The organism is Actinomadura litoris (genome assembly GCF_009733595.1).
Classification (GTDB): Bacteria; Actinomycetota; Actinomycetes; order Streptosporangiales; family Streptosporangiaceae; genus Spirillospora; species Spirillospora litoris.
In genome coordinates this window covers 181,800-201,914 of sequence record NZ_WOFH01000003.1, presented here as the reverse complement: position 1 = coordinate 201,914, position 20,115 = coordinate 181,800, and the positions used below count along the sequence as shown (strand labels likewise).

The 20,115-nt window shown below is 72.2% G+C and carries 17 protein-coding genes; 10 read left to right on the top strand and 7 right to left on the bottom strand.

Annotated features, from left to right (window positions below; all coding sequences use genetic code 11):
- Positions 1-16: 16 nt before the first annotated feature.
- From GNZ18_RS08945 to GNZ18_RS08935, 3 genes are read right to left on the bottom strand one after another with little or no spacing between them, the layout of a single operon-like run.
- A complete protein-coding gene (locus tag GNZ18_RS08945; RefSeq protein WP_312874392.1) occupies positions 17-565 on the bottom strand; it encodes a GNAT family N-acetyltransferase in 549 nt (182 codons plus the stop codon).
- A gap of 33 nt (positions 566-598) precedes the next feature.
- Positions 599-7,894, bottom strand: coding sequence for a type I polyketide synthase (locus GNZ18_RS08940; protein ID WP_156215795.1), 7,296 nt, complete (start codon positions 7,892-7,894; stop codon positions 599-601).
- Between the two features lie 8 nt (positions 7,895-7,902).
- Positions 7,903-8,916, bottom strand: a complete 1,014-nt coding sequence (locus GNZ18_RS08935; RefSeq protein ID WP_173390696.1) for an alpha/beta fold hydrolase — start codon at positions 8,914-8,916, stop codon at positions 7,903-7,905.
- A 427-nt stretch (positions 8,917-9,343) separates the two neighbouring features.
- Here GNZ18_RS08935 and GNZ18_RS08930 point away from each other — a divergent pair, with 427 nt between their 5' ends.
- Entirely contained in the window at positions 9,344-10,183 is an 840-nt protein-coding gene (locus GNZ18_RS08930; RefSeq protein WP_156215793.1) for a hypothetical protein, read from the top strand.
- A gap of 18 nt (positions 10,184-10,201) precedes the next feature.
- Here the strand turns inward: GNZ18_RS08930 and GNZ18_RS08925 are convergent, their stop codons facing one another.
- On the bottom strand, positions 10,202-10,387 hold the full coding sequence (locus tag GNZ18_RS08925) for a DUF397 domain-containing protein (RefSeq protein ID WP_156215792.1): 186 nt from the start codon (positions 10,385-10,387) through the stop codon (positions 10,202-10,204).
- Positions 10,378-11,181: a helix-turn-helix domain-containing protein gene (locus GNZ18_RS08920; protein WP_156215791.1), complete on the bottom strand. Its 804-nt coding sequence runs from the start codon at positions 11,179-11,181 to the stop codon at positions 10,378-10,380. The genes GNZ18_RS08925 and GNZ18_RS08920 overlap by 10 nt, the downstream gene beginning before the upstream one ends.
- 98 nt (positions 11,182-11,279) lie before the next feature.
- On the opposite strand from GNZ18_RS08920, the gene GNZ18_RS40755 reads away from it, so the two are divergent.
- Positions 11,280-11,786: an ATP-binding protein gene (locus GNZ18_RS40755; RefSeq protein WP_156215790.1), complete on the top strand. Its 507-nt coding sequence runs from the start codon at positions 11,280-11,282 to the stop codon at positions 11,784-11,786.
- Between the two features lie 23 nt (positions 11,787-11,809).
- Positions 11,810-12,169 carry a hypothetical protein gene (locus GNZ18_RS08910; RefSeq protein ID WP_156215789.1) on the top strand — a complete coding sequence of 120 codons (360 nt, stop codon included), beginning with the start codon at positions 11,810-11,812 and terminating at the stop codon, positions 12,167-12,169.
- On the opposite strand, the gene GNZ18_RS08905 is transcribed toward GNZ18_RS08910, so the two are convergent.
- On the bottom strand, positions 12,142-12,561 hold the full coding sequence (locus tag GNZ18_RS08905; RefSeq protein WP_312874391.1) for a winged helix-turn-helix transcriptional regulator: 420 nt from the start codon (positions 12,559-12,561) through the stop codon (positions 12,142-12,144). The genes GNZ18_RS08910 and GNZ18_RS08905 overlap by 28 nt on opposite strands.
- Positions 12,562-12,655: 94 nt before the next feature.
- Between GNZ18_RS08905 and GNZ18_RS08900 the strand changes: the two genes are divergently transcribed.
- A complete protein-coding gene (locus GNZ18_RS08900) occupies positions 12,656-13,540 on the top strand; it encodes an alpha/beta fold hydrolase (protein WP_214618480.1) in 885 nt (294 codons plus the stop codon).
- Positions 13,541-13,549: 9 nt separating this feature from the next.
- Here GNZ18_RS08900 and GNZ18_RS08895 read toward each other — a convergent pair whose 3' ends face one another.
- The gene (locus tag GNZ18_RS08895) at positions 13,550-13,687 is read right to left on the bottom strand and encodes a hypothetical protein (RefSeq protein ID WP_156215788.1); all 138 of its coding nucleotides are present in this window, start codon (positions 13,685-13,687) and stop codon (positions 13,550-13,552) included.
- Positions 13,688-13,861: 174 nt separating this feature from the next.
- On the opposite strand from GNZ18_RS08895, the gene GNZ18_RS08890 reads away from it, so the two are divergent.
- The 6 genes from GNZ18_RS08890 (at position 13,862) to GNZ18_RS08865 (ending at position 20,111) form a co-directional block, all read left to right on the top strand.
- Positions 13,862-14,785, top strand: coding sequence for a cytochrome P450 (locus GNZ18_RS08890; protein WP_156215787.1), 924 nt, complete (start codon positions 13,862-13,864; stop codon positions 14,783-14,785).
- Positions 14,786-14,985: 200 nt separating this feature from the next.
- Positions 14,986-16,128, top strand: coding sequence for an alpha/beta hydrolase (locus GNZ18_RS08885; protein WP_156215786.1), 1,143 nt, complete (start codon positions 14,986-14,988; stop codon positions 16,126-16,128).
- A 1-nt stretch (position 16,129) separates the two neighbouring features.
- A complete protein-coding gene (locus GNZ18_RS08880; protein WP_156215785.1) occupies positions 16,130-17,368 on the top strand; it encodes an alpha/beta hydrolase in 1,239 nt (412 codons plus the stop codon).
- An 87-nt stretch (positions 17,369-17,455) separates the two neighbouring features.
- Positions 17,456-18,754, top strand: a complete 1,299-nt coding sequence (locus GNZ18_RS08875) for a sensor histidine kinase (RefSeq protein WP_156215784.1) — start codon at positions 17,456-17,458, stop codon at positions 18,752-18,754.
- Positions 18,751-19,416 (top strand): response regulator, encoded by a 666-nt coding sequence (locus GNZ18_RS08870; RefSeq protein ID WP_214618475.1) that lies wholly within the window; start codon positions 18,751-18,753, stop codon positions 19,414-19,416. Before GNZ18_RS08875 ends, GNZ18_RS08870 begins: the two co-directional genes overlap by 4 nt.
- 89 nt (positions 19,417-19,505) lie before the next feature.
- Complete coding sequence (locus GNZ18_RS08865; RefSeq protein WP_214618474.1) at positions 19,506-20,111, top strand: response regulator; 606 nt, start codon at positions 19,506-19,508, stop codon at positions 20,109-20,111.
- Positions 20,112-20,115: the final 4 nt, after the last annotated feature.

Below are 20,115 nucleotides of genomic sequence, written 5' to 3'. Positions count from 1 at the left end.
CCGCCCGGTCCGGCGCTCAGACCTCGGGAAGGGACGGGTGCGGCGTCCACGCAGACGGCGCGGTGATGGCCCAGCGCTCATGGTCGCGCCAGGCACCGTCGATGTAGAGGTAGGAGGGCGAGAGCCCCTCGTAGCGAAAGCCCAGCCGCCGGACGAGCGCCAGCGACGCCGTGTTCTCGGCCTGGATGTTGGCCTCCAGCCGATGGAGCCGCAGCTCACCGAAGGCATGATCCAGCACGGCGGCGACCCCCTCGCGCATGTATCCCCGCCCCGCCGCCCAGGCGAAGGCGGCATACCCGAGAGCGGCACCCTGGTAGCGGCCCCGGATGATCGAGTTGATGTTCACCATCCCGGCTGCGGCACCGCTCTCCCGGACCCGGACAAGAAAGCCGAGGTTGTCACCGCCCTCGAAACGCCGCATCCACTCCTGGAACTCCTGCGCCGTAACGGGCAACCGCATCCAAGGCCGATGCAGCCCGACACTGTCCCGAACGAGCGAGCAGAACTCATCCTGCTCACCAAGAGTGAGCGGAGCCAATTCGATCCGTGCAGAATTCCCAGACACAGACCAACGTTAGAGCAGTTCACCCAGCGGCCTTCACCGCTGCTTGTCGCCGGTCGTCCCGGGACGCGCGAGGAGGCGGTGGGCGATGGCCGGAACGGTTCCCAGGCTGAGGATCTCCATCGCGGAGATCTCGGTGTCGAGCAGCCGCCGGATCTCGGCGGCGAACTCGACGGTCAGCATGGAGTCCGCGCCGAGCTGGTCCAGGCGGCGGGACCGGTCGAGGTGGTCCGGGGCGGTCTGCAGGACCTTCGCCAGCAGGACGGTCAGCGCGTCCGCCATGACGGCCCCGGCTTCGCCGGCGCTCGCGGTCGCGAGGGCTTCGCGGAGCCGGGCGCGGTCGTCGTCGGCGTGCTCGGACGAGGCGCTGAGCAGGGCGGCGGTGCGCGGCGCGTCCAGGCGCGGCAGCAGGTGGCGGAGCCGGTCGCCGTCGAGGTGAGCGACCGCGACGACGCCGGCGCCGGGGTCGGCGAGCAGGTCGCTCAACGCGGTCAGGGCGTCCTGCGCGGTCAGCTCGCCGAGGCCGAGGCGCCGCATCTCCTCGGCGCGTCCGGCGCGGTGCACGTATCCGGCGTCGCCGATGGCGCCCCACTGCACGGCGAGGCCGGGCAGTCCGGCGCGGCGGCGGTCGCGGACGAGCGCTTCGAGTTCCAGGTTCGCCGCGACGTAGGCGGCCTGCTTGAGGTTCCCGGCCAGTGCCGCGACCGAGCTGTAGACGACGAAGAAGTCCAGCGGCCGGTCGCGGGTCAGCTCGTCCAGCAGGTGCGCGGCGGCCGTCTTGGGCGCCAGGGTCGCGCGGACGCGTTCGTCGGTCAGCTCGGTGAGCGGGGCGTCGTCGAGGACCATGGCCGCGTGCACGACCCCCGCCAGGCGGCGGCCCTCCGCGTCGATCCGCGCGAAGACGTCCCGCATGCGCCGCGGATCGGTGGCGTCGGCGGCCAGGGCCAGCACCGTCGCGCCGCGTCCGCGCAGGTCGTCGAGCAGGGCCCGCGCCTCGCCGGTGTCCGGGCCGCGCCTGCCGATCAGGGTCAGGTGGCGCGCCCCGCGCGCGGCCAGGTGCCGGGCGGTCGCCGCGCCGAACCCGCCCAGACCCCCGACGACCAGGTAGGTCGCCTCGGGGTCCAGGACCGGAGCCGCGCGCCGGGGCGGCGGCGGGACGTGCTCGCCGAAGGTGATCAGGACCTTGCCTATGTGCCGGGAGTGCCGCAGGCACTCGAAGGCCTCCTCGACCTGGTGCGCGGGGAAGGTCCGGTAGGGCAGGGGGCGGTACCGGCCGGTCTCGATCGCCCTGGTGATCGCCGTCAGGTGCGCGGCGGTGAGCGCCGAGGGCGCGGTGAACAGCGTGGAGACGTCCACGCCGAAGAACGCCAGGTTCGCGGCGAAGGGCCCGAGCGGCAGGGGCCGATCGGCGAGGATGTCCTGCTTGCCCAGCTCGACGAACCTGCCGTGGGGCTTGAGGAGTTCCAGCCCCCGGGTCAGGGCCTCGCCGGCCAGCGAGTTCAGCACGACGTCGACGCCCTCGCCGCCGGTGAGGTCCTTGACCTGCCGGACGAAGTCCAGCGTCCGCGAGTTCAGGACGTGCTCGACGCCGAGCAGGCGCAGCAGGTCGCGTTTGGCGGGGGTGCCGGCGGTGGCGATGACGCGGGCGCCGACGCCGCGGGCGTACTGCAGCGCCGCCAGCCCGACGCCGCCCGCCGCCCCGTGGACCAGTACGGTCTGGCCCGCGGCGAGCCGGGCCAGGTGGCCGAGGCCGTGGTGGACGGTGAGGAAGACCGTCGGCATCGAGGCGGCCTCGGCGAGGCTCAGCCCGGCGGCGACGGGGATCACCTGGTCGGCCCGGACGGTGATGTGCGTGGCGAGGCACCCGGGCGCGAGCACCGCGACCCGGTCGCCCGGGACCGGGGTGGGCACGCCCCCGCCCACCGCGGTGACCACCCCGGCGCATTCCAGGCCCAGCGGCCGGGACGGGTCGGCCGCCGGGACGCGCCCGGTGGCGACCAGGACGTCGCGGTAGTTCAGCCCCGCGACCTCGACCCGGACCGCGACCTCGCCCTCGCCCGGTTCGCGCGCGGTCGCGGGCCGCCACCGCAACCGCTGCTCGCCGGTGGGGTGCGGGGTCAGCACGCGGGGCTCCGCGCCGACCCGGTCCGGGCCGGGCGGTTCGCCGCGCGGGCGCACCCGTGTCACGAAGCGGCCCGCGCCGGTGAGCAGCACCTCGTCCTCATCCGACCCCGACATCAGCTCGCGCGCCAGCCGCCGCGCGAGGGCGTGCGGGTCGGGGCCCGCGAGGGCGACCCGGCGGACCTTCAGGTCGGGGCGTTCGTTGCCGAGCGTCCGCGCGGCGCCCCACAGGCCGGTGCCGGACGCGGCGAGCGGCGGGCCCTGCGCGCCCTCGGTGACGATCCACACGGCGAGCCCGCCGGGGGCCCGCGCGGCGAGGGCGCGCAGCACCGCCAGGTGCCCTACCGCCTGCTCGGTATCCGGGCGCGCCGCGCCCGCCACCAGGATCACTCCGAGCGCCCCCGGCGCGAGGTGCGCCGCCCAGCGCTCGCGGTCGCCGTCGGCGGGCACGGCCTCGGCGCCGAGGACGCGGCCCAACTCGGCGGCGACGGGGGTGCCGCCGTCCAGGTCGGCGACCAGCCACCGGCCGGGGACGTCGATGTCCGGAGCGGAGGCGGCGGACGCCGGACGCGGCGCCCGTGCGGTGAGGATCACCGAGTGGTCGCCGCGCGCGGGCTCGGTGTCATCGCCCGCCCGCACCGTTCCGGTGAAGCCGCATGCGTGCAGCAGCGGCGGCCATTCGTCCCGGCCCGGCAGCGGCCGGGAGCCGAGCACCTCGAACAGCGGCGGGACCAGCGGCGCGTGGAACTCCAGGGCGAGCAGGTGCCCGTGATCGGCCAGCAGGTCGGCGATCCGGCGCAGCGCGGCGGCCGGGTCGCGGCGGGCGCTCAGCGTGTGACCGGCGATGACCAGGTCGTAGGAGGCGGGGGTGAAGCCCTGCTCGGCGGGGTCGGCGTCCGGGTCCAGCGTGCGGTAGTCGATGAAGTCGCAGGCGGCGAAGCGGTTCCGCGCCTGCGGGAAGCGCGCCGTGGTGAGGTCGGTGAAGGTGTAGCGGCTGAGCCGGGGCGGCAGCAGGGGAAGCAGGGCCGCCGTGGTCGTGCCGGTGCCCGCGCCCGTCTCCAGTACCCGCAGCGGACGGTCGGCGGGCCAGTCGGCGAGCGTCGCGCGCAGCAGCCGCGCGGCCAGCCGCCGGTGCGCGCGCAGCAGCGGGAAGCCCTCGGCGAAGCGCGCGGCGAGCTGGTCGGGCATGGCCCGCAGCAGGTCCGAGGCGTCCCGCTCGCCGCGCAGCACTTCGGCCAGGTGGCGGCCGCTGACGCCCCACACGTGCAGGGCGGTGCTCTGGCCGGGCAGCTCGTCCAGCGCCTCCCGAAAAAGCTCCGCGGGACGCGGCGCGGCGGCGACGCGCCAGCGCCCGGGGGCGTGGAGGGCCAGGACGCCGCGTTCGGTCGCGGCGCGGATCAGGGCGCGCAGCAGTTCGGTGTGCCGCGCGTCCACCCCGGCCGCCAGCAGGTCCTCCAGGGTGAAGGTCTCCGGCTCCGCCAGCAGATCACCGATCGCCGCCGCCGCGAAGTGCGCGGTCAGGTCCAGCAGCCGGTCGCGCACCCGGGCGTGGTCGTGGACGCGGCCGGTCTCCGGATCGCGGGCGCAGGCCGCGAGGACGTCGGCGGGAGCGGGCAGCGGGCTCGCGGTGATCGGTGCGAGGTCCTCGGAGGGCAGCGGCGCGGCCCGCACGACCTCGACCAACCGGCCCGGCTCGGCGGGACGCCCGGCGTCGTAGCGGCGTACCAGGCATCCGAGCAGTTCCAGGGCGACCTCGCCCCGCTCGTCGGTGACCGTGACGTCCCACACCGCCTCCGCGGAGTCGCCGCGCAGGGGCCGCGCGTGCAGGAATCCGGCGCGGGGCATCGGGCGGTGGCAGCGGATCGTCTCGACGCGAACCGGCAGGAACAGCTTCCGCTCCCGCGCCATCTCGGGCCACAGCGCGTAGTAGAGCTGTAGCGCCGCGTCCAGGACGGTGGGATGGGCCGCGTGGCCCTCGCCGAGGTCGATCCGGGCGCTGTAGGCGGCCCGCACCGCGCCGGAGCCGGCCCGGAGCGCCGTCACGGTCTGGAAGGCGGGGCCGTGCCGCAGGCCCGTACGGGCCATGGCCGTGTAGAACCGCTCGGCCTCCCGCGCGGACAGCGACCCCGGCTCGGGCGGTTCCCATGTCGCCGGGGCGTCGTGCAGCAGGCGCCGGACCCGTCCCCGCGCATGATCGACCCAGTCGCCGGCGTCGCCGTCCCTGCCGGCGATGACGAGGGTGCCGTCCTGCGCCAGCGTGGTGTGCAGCCGGACGTGCGCGCTCGTGTCGTCGGGCCGCACGACGAAGGCCCGTTCGATGGACAGGCCGAGGATCTCGACCGGCCCGTCCAGCACCTGGCGCCCGGCCGACAGGGCCATGTCCGCGAAGGCGGCGGCGGGCAGCACGGCATCGGGGCCGACGCCGTGGTCGGCGGGCCATCCCAGCCGTCCGGCGTCGAAGTCCAGGTTCCAGGACGGGACGGGGGCGACCTGCCGCCGACCGAGCAGCGGGTGCCCGGTCGGCCGGTCCTCCGGAGGCTCGCTCCACCAGTCCGGCGTACCGCTCCAGTGGGGCTCGCGCTGCCAGGGATAGCCGGGAAGGGGCACCGCCCTCCCCCGTCGAGGAAGGATCCGGTCCCAGCCGATCCGCCCACCGGCCGCCAGCACGTGCGCGACGGCGGTGTCCATCGCCCGCGCGCCGCTGGACGAGCGGCTCATCGTCGGCACGACCGCCACCGGCTCCGGACGTCCCGAGCGGATGCGGCGCAGGTAGGCGGCGAGCACCGGGTGCGGCCCGACCTCCACCAGCACGTCGCAGCCCTGCGTGTCGAGCAGCGTGTGGACGGCGTCGGCGAAGCGGACCGGCTCGCGGACGTTGCGCCACCAGTAGTCGGCGTCCAGCGCCGTCCCCTCGATCACCTCGCCGGTCACGGTGGACACCAGGGGGACCGAGCAACCGGCGGGGGCGAGGCCGCGCAAGGCCGAGTGGAGCGGTTCGCGCAGCGGGTCCATCACCGGGCTGTGGAAGGCGTAGTCCAGATCCAGGTCGCGGAAGAACAGCCCGCGCTCCTCCAGCAGCTCGCCGAAGGCCGCCAGCTCCCGCAGGTTCCCGGTCAGCGTCACATCCCGCGCGGCGTTCAGCCCCGCGATCCAGATGCGGTCGAGGTAGCCCTGGTCGGCGATCCACCGCTCGGCCTGGCGCGGGCTCAGGCCCGCCGCCGCCATCCGGCCGAGGCCCGCCGTCGGCGCCTGCGCCCGGCTGCGCTCGGCGACCACCCGGCACGCCGCCTCGCGGGTCAGCGCCCCCGCGCGGTAGGCGGCGGCCACTTCGCCGACGCTGTGCCCGGTGACGGCCGACGGCCGCACCCCGCGCGCCGCGAGCGCCGCCGCGAGCCCCGCCTGCACCGCGAACAGCAGCGGTTGCGCCACCTCCGTCCGCGCCCATCGCGCCGCGTCGGCGGGGACGGCCAGCTCCTCGCGGACCGACCAGCCGAGCAGGCCGGACAGCACCTCGTCGACCGCCTGGACCTCGGCCTCGAACGCCGGATCAGTGGCCAGCAGCGCACCGCCCATCCCCATCCACTGGGAGGCGTTGCCGCTGAAGACGAAGGCGACCCGGCCGCCCGGCACGGCCGCCGCCGACGCGGCGCGCGGGGTGGGCCGTCCCCGGGCCAGCGAACGCAGACCCGCCGCGGCCTCGTGCGGGTCGTCGGCCAGCACGGCCATCCGGTGCTCGTGCAGCGCGCGGCGGCGGCAGGAAGTGTAGGAGATGTCGTAGAAGTCTTTCTCGTCCGCTTGCTCCAGGTGCTCCGCCCAGCGCTCCGCCGCGTTCTTCAGAGCCAACGGGGTGCGAGCCGAGACCAGCACGGGAAGCGGGCCCGCCTCGCACACCCGCGCGTGCCCGTCCTCCGGCGGGGGCGCCACCACGACGTGGACGTTGGCGCCGCCGAACCCGAAGGAACTGACACCGACGACGCGACGGCCGCCGGTGGGCAGCGGCCGGGGCGAGGTGACCGGCTCCAGCCCCAGACCGGCGAAGTCGATGTGCTCGTTGAGCACCTCGGCGTGCAGTGTCGCCGGGATCCGCCCCGACCGCAGTACCGTGATCGCCTTGCACAGCCCCGCCATCCCCGACGCGGGTTCCAGATGCCCCAGGTTGGACTTGACCGACCCGATCGGGAGCGGCCGCCCGCCTCGACGCCGCCCCAGCACCTCGCCCAGGGCCTCGCACTCGGCCGGATCCCCGGCCGCCGTGCCGGTGCCGTGCGCCTCGACGTAGGCCACCTCTTCGGGCGCCACGCCCGCCTGCGTGTACACCCGCTCCAGCAAGGCGGCCTGCGCGCGGGAACTCGGCAGCGTCAGGCCCCGGGTGCGGCCGTCGTCGTTGGCCTCACTCGCCAGGATCACGCCCAGCACCCGGTCACCGTCGCGCACCGCCGTCCGCAGCGGCTTGAGCAGCACCACCGCGGCCCCCTCCGCGCGCACGTACCCGTCGGCGCGGGCGGAGAACGGGCGGCACCTGCCCGTGGGCGAGAGCATGGACGCCTGCGAGAACCCCAGGTAGGGATGCGGTGACAGCAGGACGTTCACGCCGCCCGCCAGCGCCAGCGGGCTGCGGCCGGACCGCACCGCCATGCATGCCTGGTGCACCGCGAGCAGCGACGACGAACAGGCCGTGTCCACGGTGTGCGAGGGCCCGCGCAGGTCGAGGAAATAAGAGATGCGATTGGCGAGATTGCACGCCGCTATCCCGCTCATCGAATAGGGCGTGGCCGGAACCCTGCGCGTCTGGAGGACCTCGTAGTCGTGCAGGGACGCACCGGCGACCACGGCCACCTCGCTGCCCCGCAGCCCGGCGGGGTCGATCCCGGCGTCGTCGAACGCCTCCACGGCGCATTCCAGCAGGAGCCTCTGCTGCGGGTCGATCTGGGCGGCCTCCTTCGGCGAGATCTCGAAGAAGTCCGCGTCGAACGATCGCAGATCGTCCAGGAAGCCGCCGGCCGCGGTGCACGCGTTCCGCTCCCCCCTTCTTCCGGGGGTGGCCCATTGCGCGGCGTCGAAGCGATCCGGTGGGACCTCGCCGACGAGGTCCCGCTGCTCGGTGAGCGCCGTCCACAGGCCGTCGAGCGACTGGATCCCCCCGGGGAAACGGCACCCGACGCCGACGATGGCGACGGAGGATATAGGTGTCTCCGCGAAATCAGCGGTCATCTTTGCTCCTAGGGGCCCGGGACGACGGGCGGCCGGGGGGCCTGCGGGGTCGCTGGAGTCTCGGCACCGCGAGGGCCGAGGAAATACTCGATCGAGGCCAGATACGGCAGACCGTCGAGCGGCTGGTCGGTGACGAACCGGCGCACCAGGTCCGCGACCTCGTGGATACGTTCCAGGTGCGCCATGTGGTCCGCCCTCCCGATGGTCGCGAAGGTCGACGGAGCCAGGGTGGCGGCGAATTCGCGACACGCCTCCGGAGGGGTCAGGGCGTCGAACTCACCGGTGCAGACCAGGGCGGGACCGTCATAGGCGCCGCCGCCGGAATCGGTGGAGAGGGCGGCGAGCGCCTGCCATTGGTGGGCGAGGCGCGCGATCTCCTCGGGCATCATGTGGCCGAACATCGCCCTCAGCCGGTCTCGGACCGCGTCCCTCCCGATCACGGGGTTGCCGGAGGAGTGATCCACGAGCAGCCGCAGGACCGTGTCTATGTCGGACTGCGTGAGGGTCTCCGTCACCCCTTCGTCCCAGGACACGGACTTGTCCGCGTGGAGGCTGCGCATCTCCGACGCAGAGGCGACGGCGGCGATCAGAACGAGCCGCCGCACCCGCTCCGGATATCGCCGGGCGAACTGGTAGGCCAACGGACCGGTAGCGGACCCCCCGACGAGGTTGACGCGCGGCAGCGGCACCTCGTCCATCACCTCAAGCAGCACGCGGATGAGGAAATCGGGTGATTGATCGACAGGAACGTCATCCGCGTCACCGGAGCCCGGCAGATTCACCTGGACGAGAGTGGCGACGTCGCTGATCGGCCCGGAAAGCCCACAGAAGTGCATCCGCGCGAACGCGTCATGCGTGTACACCACGGGCACCGTCTGCGGATGATCGTCATTCCACAGAATGCGGCAGTTGAATCGCACACCGTCCACGGACAGGACCCGGACATCGTCACCAGGGGCGGAAGAAACGTCCATCAATGCCTCCCCCATGATCTGATACGCGGTGTTCACCGCCTTATTCATCAAGGAGAGCACAACACGTGATAAACCGTAACGTTCCGCAACGGCCATGGCACGGTTGCCGTTCGGTTTCGTTCTGTCGACACCGCAGCAACCCGAGCCCCTCCCGCCCCGGCGGACCGTGCCGGTCGAACCTGTAGCCGGAGGCCGAGCGTCCTCGGCTCCCCCGGCCGGTTTCGGACTCGTGGTCCGAGGGCGGGGTTCCCCGAGACCCCGCAGTTCAGCGCGGGTTCGCCGGGGTTGGGGCCGTCGTCGGGGGGGTGGGGGTGGAGGCCGGAAGTCCCGGGGGGCTTGGCGGTGCGGGGAGGCGGTGAGATGCTCGCCGCCCACCGGAGCCCCACGGCGGGGCGCAGCGGCGGTGCCTTCACGGGAAGGAGACGTTTTGCTGTCCCGACGCTCCCACACCGGCCTCCTGGCGCACAGCCGTGCCGTGGCCGCCGCGCTCGCCCTGATGGCCACCGCCGCCGTTACCGGTGTCTCGCCGTCCGTGGCCTCGGCCGTCCCGTCCTCGGCCACCGGCGCGGCGGCCCCGTACCGGTTGACCGACCTGGAAATGGTGCGGGAGACCGGGACGGTCGCGCCCTACGAGGCCAAGATCGCCCACTGTCCTCCGGGCAAGCAGCCACTGGGAGGCGGGTTCGAACTCCCCATCGAGCACACCGTGTCCGCCTCCTATCCCGTCGCCGACACCGGGTGGGTGGTCAAGGCCCGTTCCATCAAGGACGACCCCACGCCCTTCGAGATGACCTGGTACGCCATGTGCGCCACCCCGTCGCCCGGCTACCGGATCGTCAAACAGACGGGCATCGTGCCCAACGGAGATAACGTTGGGCAGACCTGCTCAATCTTCAATTACCCGTACGAATACATGGTGAACGTCGGAGGTGAAGCCAAGGGCCCCACTGCGGCACTGACCACCAGCAGCATGTGGACCAACCCGTCCAGCACGATCACCTACGCGGGCGCGAGGGGTTTTCGAACTGACGCCGGCACCGTCGAGATCGACGTTTACGCGATCTGCGCCACCGCTTACGACGGCAGCACCTACTGGCACAATGAGTGGCAGAGTTCCTATCCCAACGACCGGGGGCCGCTCTGGGCCTGCCCGGCCGGGGAGCGCAGCATCGGTGTCACGTTCAGGTCGAACGCCTCTCTGAGGTCCAGCAAGCCCCACACCATCGGCGAGAGCGACTGGCGAGTCACCGCCCTCAACCCCGGCGTTCCCGGCTACGACATAGAGGGAGGCGTCGTCTGCGCCCCCCGCCCCTAGCGCGGCCGGACACCGGCCCTAGATGCTCTTGAGCCTGTCGGCGAAGCGGCGAAAGTCGCTCCGGCTCAAGATGAGCTTGGGACCTTCGGGGTCTTTGCTGTCACGAACAGCCACGACTCCGGTCGCGAGCGCCAACTCAACGCAGTTGTCGTTTTCCACCGTGCTGCGCGAAGCCTTGCGCCACACAACCTTGCTCAGGTCCATCTCTCCTCGATCACCTTTCTGATCAGCGCCCGAGAATCTCTCACGTTGAGTGCCTCTGCTTGCAGACTAGCGAACCTTACGTGGAGGTTGGCCGCATCTGCCGGATCTGCGCTGGTGATGCCACCGGTGGCGGTAACGACGTATGCGGCTTCGCTGCGGTCTGCCTGGGTGGCGATGGCAAAGGCCGCTCGGGCTTCCTCCACGTAGACGGTGGGGAGCACCTGGAGCCGGACGCCGTCCCGATGGGACAGCTCGTACAGGAACTCCAACTGCTCGCGCATGACATCGGCCGATCCGACCTGCCTGTGCAGGACGCTCTCCTCCAGCACCACGAATATCTTCGGCAACGGGTCACTCATGACCTGCTTCTGCCTGGTCATCCGGGTGGTGACGTCATCGGGGCTCTTGAGGATCGCGCTGGCGTAGCGCTCGGTCTGGAAGAGGCCGTTCACGATGTGCGTCTCATAGACACGGATCAGGTTGGCGGTCAACTCCGCCTTGGGGAAGTCGACGAAGTAGGCGGCGTACCTGATCGACTTGATCGCTTCCAGCAGATCGTCCCAGGCCCGAATGATCTCGCCGTTAGCACGCAGCGCGATGTCCAAGCGTTCCGCGAAGTCATAACGGCAGCGCGTCCTGCCGCGCTCGACATGACTGATGTAGGCACGTGAGACATGTACCAGTACGGCCAGTTCGGCCTGGTTGAGCCCAGCTCCCTCGCGCAAGCGCCTGACCTCCGCGCCAAACGTCCGGAGTTCGGGATTGTCCTTGGCCTTGCCGCTGGTCTCAGCCATTTCGGTCTCCCGTCGGGGGCGAGCGGAGCGCTAACGAAGGCGACTGGAATGCGGGTGCTTCGGGGGTCACCTATTAACCTACGCGACTCTGTGGCTTCATGGTGACCGTTCCACAACACAGAGTGATTTTGGTCGGGATGTACCAGCTTGCGGTGAGGACCTCGTCCGAGATCATCTTTGCCGCCCATGCTGGAAGGGGGTCTCCGATGCCAGCGATAGCGCTTACGCCGGAACCGTCAGTTCTCGTACTTGCGCCTACTGGTCTTGCGGCTGCTTGTGCGCGGCGATTCGTCAGTGCGCGGTTCTGGGAGATGGGGGTCGCCGACGACCATGTCGGGCGGCTCGTGGTTACCGAATTGGTGACCAATGCCTACAGGCACGTGGGATTCGGGCACATCGTCGTCCGGGTCGTCCCCGAGGAAGGGGGCGGGCTGGTGGGAATCGAGGTCTGGGATCAGGGGGCCGGAATGCCCGTGATCCGGGCCGCCGAACTCCATGACCTCTGCGGGCGCGGGCTGGCACTGGTGGCCGCGCTCGTCCATGACTGGGGTGTCCGTCCGCTGAATGAGGAGGGGAAGATCGTATGGGCGCGCTGCGCGGTCTGACGCGACGGCGGTGGAGGCGGGCCATGCGGATCCCGTGGGGGCGCGCCGCCGCCATCGGGCATCTGGATCTGCTCGCCCACGCGCTCGGCAAGAAGGGCTACCGGTGCCTCAAGCTTTATCGCGCCGAGCGGTTTCCCACACGGCCTTTGCTGCTGTGGGTGTGCACGCCCCGGCCCGGCGATCGGCTCAAGGTCGTGATGATCGTCCATGCGGCGCCCGGACGGACCTGGGCCTACTACCGGATCGACGGGCCTGAGGAACGGCATGGGCTGCTTGCGCCCTGCGACGATCCCACGGCTGCGGCGGAGCGCATCGACGCTGTGCTCAATGGCGCCGTCCGCGTTCCGGACGAGGGTCAGTTCGAGGAGGACGACTCGGTGTGACCGCTTTTCCTCTTGGCGTCGAAGCGGCGGCGGGAGTCCTCGATCTCGGTCAGGTAGCGGCGGGTCCAGGCGCACATGGCGTTGACCGTCACTCGCAGCACCTTGCCCGGCTCCGTCAGGTGGTACTCCACGCGCGGCGGGACGGTGGGGTACACGGTTCTGTGCACCACTCCGTCCCGCTCCAGGCCGCGCAGCGTCTGGGTGAGCATCTTGTGGCTGATGCCCTCCAGCTCGGTGCGCAGCTCGGTGAAGCGCAGCGTGCGCTCCCCCAGGATGTTGATGGCCAGCAGGGCCCACTTGTTGGCGACGCCGGAGAAGATCTCGCGGGCCAGGGAGTCGGCGCGCGTCACGTCCGCGTCGTCGGGGGCGCGGCCTGCCTGCTCGGTTTCCACCGGGTTCCTCTCTCACCAAGAAGTGCGTTCTTCCAGGTCGGAGCTTACTCGCTTACGGTTCCCGAGTAACCAGAAGAGAGCACAGGGAGCGGGAATGATGATCCTCGACCATCGCGGGGCGGCCGTCCGCAGCGGGCGCGCCGACGTGAACGGGACGAGCCTGCACTACCGGACGGGCGGCTCCGGCCCGGTGATCGTGCTGCTGCACGGCGTGCCCAAGACCGGGTACCACTGGCGTCATCTCGTCCCCCGGCTGACCGAGCGGTACACGGTCGTGGTGCCGGATCTTCGCGGGCTCGGGGACTCCGCCCGTCCCGCGGACGGATTCGACTCCGCGACGATGGCCGACGACATCGCCGAGCTGATGGCGCATCTCGGGCACGCGTCCTACAGCGTGATGGGCGAGGACTGGGGAGCGGTCATCGGCTACCAGCTCGCGGCCCGGCACCGGGGACACGTCTCGGCGCTGGTGTTCGCGGAGGCATTGTTCCCCGGCTTCGGTTTCGAGGACCACACGGCTTTGACCTCGGAGAACGTGCACGGCGGAATGCATATGTGGCACCTGGGCTTCTATTTCCAGCCGGACGTCCCCGAGATGCTCATCGCCGGGCATGAGCGGGAGCTGATCACCTACATGGTGAAGTTCGAGCGGAGCCGCCCCGACAGCGCGACGCCCGACGCGGTCGAGGAGTATGTGCGCTGCTATTCGATGCCCGGCGGCATTCGGTCCATGCTGGCGATCTACCGGGCGATGCTCGTCGACGCCGAGCAGAACCGGGAGGCCGCGCGGACCCGGCTCGACATACCCGTGCTGGCCCTCGGCGGTTCGGCGTTCATCGGCGCACGGAACGAGAGCCAGATGCGTTTCATGGCCGACGACGTCACCGGCCATGTCTTCGACGCCGGACATGATCTCGCCGAGGAGGTTCCCGACGAGGTGGCCGAGGTCGTGCTGGGTTTTCTCGCCGAACGCGTGTGAGCCGCGCGGTCAGCGGCGGTCGGCGACCGCCGGCTTCTGCTGCGGCGCCAGGAAATCCATCGAGCCCAGCTTGAGCGCCAGGACCTCCATCAGAGCGATGGTCAAAACGAACGCGACGGCCAGCAGGCCGAGCTTCTTGCGGTTCACCCCGTGCACCCCTTTAAACCCCCATCAAGCAGGGAAAATCTAACACAATCCGGGGTACTTCGCCGCGCTAGGCAACTTCTCCGGCACCCGCCGCCGGCATCGGATGCGGCCGAAACCGGACATACCGGGTCTGCTCCGGTGCGTTAGCGTCCGCCTTGAGGGAGGAGGTCCCCCATGCCTCAACGCCGAGGCGCGTTGCCCATCTCCGACGCCGAGGTCCTCGACTGCCCGGACACCTACGCGCGCGGCGTCCCCTACGACCGGCTGGAACGGCTCCGGGCGCGCACCCCCGTGGTCTGGCTGGACGGGCGGCTCTCCGATGTCCCCGGCGCCTGGGCCGTGCTGCGCTACGAGGACGTCCGGCACGCGCTGGCGCACCCCGGACTCTTCACCCCGGAGCACGACGACGGCCTGCACGCCACCCCCGAGGAGCCCCCGAGCGGCGAGGCCGCGCGCATCGACATGGACCCACCGGCCAGGGCCATGCTCGACCGGATGCCGGACGGGGCGCCCGTCGACTTCATGGCGGACGTCGTCACCGGCCTCCCCGAGATGCTCCGCAACACGCTGGCCGGAGGCGTGCACGCGCTGCTGCGCCACCCCGGGCAGTACGAGCGGCTGCGCGAGCGCAGGACGGACGACGGCCTCCTCGACAGCGCCGTCGAGGAGATGCTGCGCTGGTGGACGCCCGTCATCCAGGTGTGGCGGACGATGCGGCGCGGCACCGTGATCGGCGGGGTGCCGCTGCTGGCCGGTGAGCGGGTCGCGCTGTGGCTCGCGTCCGCCAACCATGACGAGGCGGTGTTCGCCGAGCCCGGACGGTTCGTGCCCGACCGCTTCCGGAGCGTCCCGCTCGGGGGGACGCCGAACCGGGCCGCGCGGCGGCGGCTGCGGGAGCAGCGCGTCCGCCCGCATTTGTGCTTCGGATACGGCGAGCGGGCATGCCTCGGCGCGGCGCTCGCGCGGGTTCACCTGCGCGCCCTTCTCGTCGCGCTTTTGGACCGGCCTGGGCGTGTTCGTCCCGCCGGAGAGCCGGTACTATTGCGGTCAAACGCCCGTCACGGCTTCGAACGGCTTCCCGTTCGATGGACCGGCTGAAGAGCGGGCACGGCGTCTTCGCCTGAACTGCCGCGGCACATTCCCGCCGCGCGCCGGCCGTTGTGAGCACGGCCTGCCCTACCCCGCCGTTCACGGTTGCCTTCAACCGCTGAACGCCCATCGTGATCGCGCCGTACAGCGGCTCGATCGCTCCTTCGCACATCCGCGTGGACGTGCCTTCGGTACAAGGGGAGACGGCAGTGGGACTGACGAGCTGGGGGCTGCTCGGTCTGCTGACATTCATCACCTCCGGCCTGCTGGCCGTGACGGTGTGGGCGTGGCCGCGGGTCGCCTCGTCCGGCGCGCGCTCGGTGGGCGCGCGCGTGCTGATCCTGGTCGGCTGCCAGTTCGCCGTGCTGGTGACGCTGGTGACCTCGCTGAACAGCTACTACCTGTTCTACGGGTCGTGGGCCGATCTCGCGGGCGCGGCGGGCGGCAAGGCCCAGGAGATGCGCGACCGGCCGCCGCCCAACCCGAACGCGGCGGCGGCCTCGCAGGTCGTGCGGACGGTGCGCGCGAGCCTCGGGCCCGCGCTCGGCCACGGGCGCGTCCCCGAGCGGGACGGGCAGGTGGAGCACCTCGACATCCGCGGCATCCGCACGGGGCTGTCGTCGGACGCGTTCGTCTACCTGCCGCCGCAGTACTTCCAGCCCGCCTACGCGAACAGGCGGCTGCCCGTCGTGATCTTCATCGCGGGCTATCCGGCGTCGGACAAGTTCGTGTGGATCAGCAAGGGGCACATCCCCGCCGACGTCGCGAAGGCGCAGCAGGCCGGGCAGCTCCAGCCGATGATCTACGTGATGATGCGGCCCACCGTCGAGAAGGGCTGGGACACCGAGTGCGCCGACGTCCCCGGCGGCCCGAAGGTCGAGACGTTCTTCGCGCAGGACGTCCCGGAGGCGGTCGCGGAGACCTACCGCACGGCCCGGGACCGCTCGGGCTGGGGCGTCGCCGGGTACTCCACCGGCGGGTACTGCGCGACGAAGATCGCGATGCTGCACTCCGACCGGTTCTCGGCGGCGGTGAGCATGGCGGGGCACTTCCACGCGCTGCTCGACACCACGACCCGCGACCTCTACGCCAACAGCCTGGAGCTGCGGAACAACAGCGACCTGATCTGGCGGCTGAAGAACCTGCCGCAGCCGCCGATCTCGGTCCTGGTGGCGTCGGCGGACGTCGGCGAGAAGACGTTCCCCTCCGCGCAGCGGTTCATGGCGGAGGCGCGCCCGCCGCTCGTGGTGGACAAGATGCTGCTGCCGACCGGCGGCCACAACTTCAAGACGTTCCGCAAGTACATCCCGCCGTCGATCCGGTGGCTGAGCGATCACCTGAGGGGGGAGTGACATGGAACCGGTCAGCGCGGCCTTCCTCTTCCTGGTGTGCGGGCTCGCCCTGGTGGGCGTGGTCGCCGCCGTCGTGCTGTGGCCCCGGCTCGCCGGGCCCGGCCCCCGCCCGCTGGCGTCGCGGACGGGGGTGCTGGTCGCGACGCAGGCGCTGCTGACGGCGGCCGTCGTCCTGCTCGCGAACAAGTACTTCGTGTTCTACGCGACCTGGAACGACCTGTTCGGCAGCGACGTCGCGAAGGTGAAGGTCAACCAGGTGCAGCCGAGCCGCGGCGGACACGCCGGCCCGGCGGAGCTGGTGCGCCGCACCACCACCGACCTCGCCCCGGACCACCGCGGCCGCGAGCAGGGCCCGGCCAGGGACGGACGGGTCGACCGCCTGGAGATCCACGGCCCGCGCAGCGGGATCGACACCGAGGCGTACGCGTACCTGCCGCCGCAGTACTTCCAGCCCGCGTACGCGGGGAAGCGGCTGCCGGTGGTCGTGCTGCTGTCGGGCGGCCCGGCCGCGATGGCGTGGATCAAGCAGGCGCGCCTGCCCGACGCGGCGGACAAGGCGACCGAGGACCGCACCGCCCAACCGATGATCTACGTGATGCTCGGCGCGCCGCGCGCCTGCGTCGACACCCCCGGACGGCGCGGCGGGCTCCCCGAGACCTTCCTCGCGCAGGACCTCCCGCCCGCGCTGGCGGGCACCTACCGGCTGCCGTCCACCCGCAAGGGCTGGGGGCTCGCCGGGATCGGCGAGGGCGGGCGGTGCGCCGCGCGCCTGGCGATGCTGCACTCCGACCGGTTCGCCACCGCCGCGAGCCTCGGCGGGCGGTTCGACCCGCCGGGCCCGCCCGCGAAGGCCGAGCCGCCCGGGGCGGGCGAGCCGCCCGCGACCGCCGTGCCGGTGGAGGCGGGCAAGCGCCACAAGCACGGGAAGCACGACAAGCCCAAGCGGTACGGGCTGCCCGGCGCGAAGGGCGACCCGTACGGCGGCAGCCCGGTCTACCGGCGCGACAACGACCTGCTGTGGCGGCTGGAGCACCTGCCGCCGCCGCCCGTCGCGATCTTCGCCACGACCGGCGCCGGCGGTGAGGAGCAGCGGCAGGCCGACCGGCTCGTCGCCCTCGCCAAGCCGCCGATGTGGGCGTCCAGGACCATCATCCCGGCGGTGCTGAAGACGCCCCGGGACTGGCGTCCCCACATCCCACCGGTCTTGCAGTGGCTGAGCACGCATCTGCGGGCCGAGTGACACGGGACCGGCTACCTCCCGAGGAGTAGGCGCGCTGACTCCCCCCAGCCGACGAGGATTCGCCCATCGGTGTCCTAACGTGCTGACATGAGCACCTCTCCGCCGCACGGGCCGCGGCTGCCGAGCCCGGCCCGGTGGCCCGTATGGGTCGTCCCGCTGTTCCTGGCGTTCGTCCAGGTGGCGGGGTCGCTGGCGGCGCAGAACGGGCCGCCGCGCAGGCACGGCGGCACCCATGATCTGGGGACGAGCCACGCGCTCGGCCACACCGACCTCGACGCGCTCGGGTTCGGGCTGCTGCTCGCCGGTCCGGCGCTGCTGCTGTTCCGCCGCCGCGACCCGGTGGCGACGCTGGCCGGTACCGCGCTGGTCACCGGCCTCTACCTGCTGCGCGCCTACACCTACGGGCCCGCGCCGTTCTCGCTCGCGGTCGCGCTGTTCGCGGCGGTCACGGCCGGGCACCGGACGGCGGCCTGGGCGGGCACCGGCGCCGGGCTGGCCGCCTACTTCGGCCTCACCATGCTGATCGGCGTCCCGGAGAGCGACCGCGGCGAGCCCGGCCGCCTCTTCCCGGTGGAGCGGCCGACCCTCGGTTCGACGATCTTCGTCATCGGCTGGGCGCTGGTCGTGCTGATCACCGCCGAGCTGCTGCGGGCGCGCGGGCAGAAGGCCGCCGAGGCCGCCCGCGTCCGCGCCGAGGAGGAGCGCCGCCAGGCCAGCGAGGAGCGGCTGCGGATGGCCCGCGAGCTGCACGACGTCCTCGCGCACAACATCTCGATGATCAACGTGCAGGCGGGCGTGGCGCTGCACCTGATGGACGAGCACCCCGAGCAGGCGCGGACGGCCCTCGCCGCGATCAAGGAGGCGAGCAAGGAGGCGCTGACCGAGATGCGCGGCGTGATCGGGGCGCTGCGCGCGCAGGGCGAGAGCGCGCCGCGCTCCCCCACCGCCGGGCTCGACCGGCTCGACGACCTCCTCGACCGCGCCCGCTCCGCCGGGCTGCGGGTGGAGACCGAGGTCACCGGCGAGCGCCGGCCGCTGCACGCGAGCACCGACCTCGCCGCGTTCCGGATCGTCCAGGAGTCGCTCACCAACGTCACGCGGCACGCGGGGCCGGGGCCGGTGACGGCGCGGGTCCGCATCGCCTACGGTGAACGCGATATCGAGGTGCGGGTCGAGGACGACGGGCGGGGCGCGGCCCTGCTGGACGACCGTCCGGGCGGCAGCGGTATCCGGGGCATGCGCGAGCGCGCCGCGGCGCTGGGCGGCACGTTCGACGCCGGGCCCCGGTCCGGCGGCGGGTTCGGCGTCGTGGCGCGGCTGCCGCTGGAGGAGGGCTCCGGAGACGGTTCGGCGGACGAGGCTTCGCTGGAGAGGGGCGCACGGTGATCAAGGTCCTGCTGGCCGACGACCAGGCGCTGGTGCGGGCCGGTTTCCGGGCGCTGCTGGACGCCCAGGCCGACATCGAGGTCGTCGGCGAGGCGGGCGACGGCGCGGAGGCGGCCCGGCAGGCGCGGCTGCTGCGTCCCGACGTGATCCTCATGGACATCCGCATGCCGGGCCTGGACGGGCTCGCCGCCACCCGCCAGATCGCCGCCGACGACCGGCTGGACGGCGCCCGCATCGTGATCCTCACCACGTTCGAGCTGGACGAGTACGTGTTCGAGGCGTTGCGCGGCGGCGCCAGCGGCTTCCTCGTCAAGGACACCGAGCCGGTGGAGCTGATCCACGCCGTCCGGGCGGTGGCGGCCGGGGACGCGCTGCTGTCGCCGAGCGTGACCCGGCGGCTGATCGCCGAGTTCGCCACCCGGGCCAAGGAGCCCGCGCCCTCGCCCCGGCTGAACGCGCTCACCGACCGCGAGCGGGAGGTGATGGCGCTGGTCGGCGAGGGACTGTCCAACGAGGAGATCGCCGCGCGGCTGGTCGTCAGCCCGGCGACCGCGAAGACGCACGTCAGCCGCACGATGGTCAAGCTCGGCGCCCGCGACCGCGCACAGCTCGTCGTGTTCGCCTACGAGTCGGGACTCGTCAAGCCCGGTTGGCTGCCCTAGAAATCGTCACTCTGGGGCGATTGACTGTCGTCGTCCGCACTGGCGTGACAAGGTGGGACGCGTAGCAGGTCACCGATGCGGAGGGTGCGGTGCCGAACGCCACGAGGATCCTGGCCGTCGACGACCGCGAGGAGAACCTGACCGCCCTCGCGGCCGTGCTCGACGCGCTGCCGGTGGAGGTCGTCCCCGTCTCCTCGGGTCAGGACGCGCTCAAGGAGCTGCTCAACGACGACTTCGCGCTGATCCTGCTCGACGTCGTGATGCCGGAGATGGACGGGTTCGAGACCGCCGGGCACATCAAGGCCAGGCCCCGCACCCGCGACATCCCGATCATCTTCCTGACCGCCGCGGGCGATGCCCGCGACCAGGCGTTCCGCGGCTACGCGGCGGGCGCCGTCGACTACCTCACCAAGCCGTTCGACCCGTGGCTGCTGCGCGCGAAGGTGCAGGTGTTCGTCGACCTCAACCACCGCACTGCGGAGCTGCGGCGGCAGGCCGCGCTGCTGCGCACCACGCTCGCCGAGGGGACCGAGGGCTTCGAGGGCTCCGAGCGGCTCCTCAAGGCGCTGGACGAGCGGCTCTCCCTCGTCGAGGACGACGTCGCCCGGCTGCGCTCGGACGGCGGGCCCGGCGGCCTTGAGGAGCACGTCGCCGACCTGCGCCTCGCGCTGGACGCGCTCACCGCCGGTTCCTGAGCCC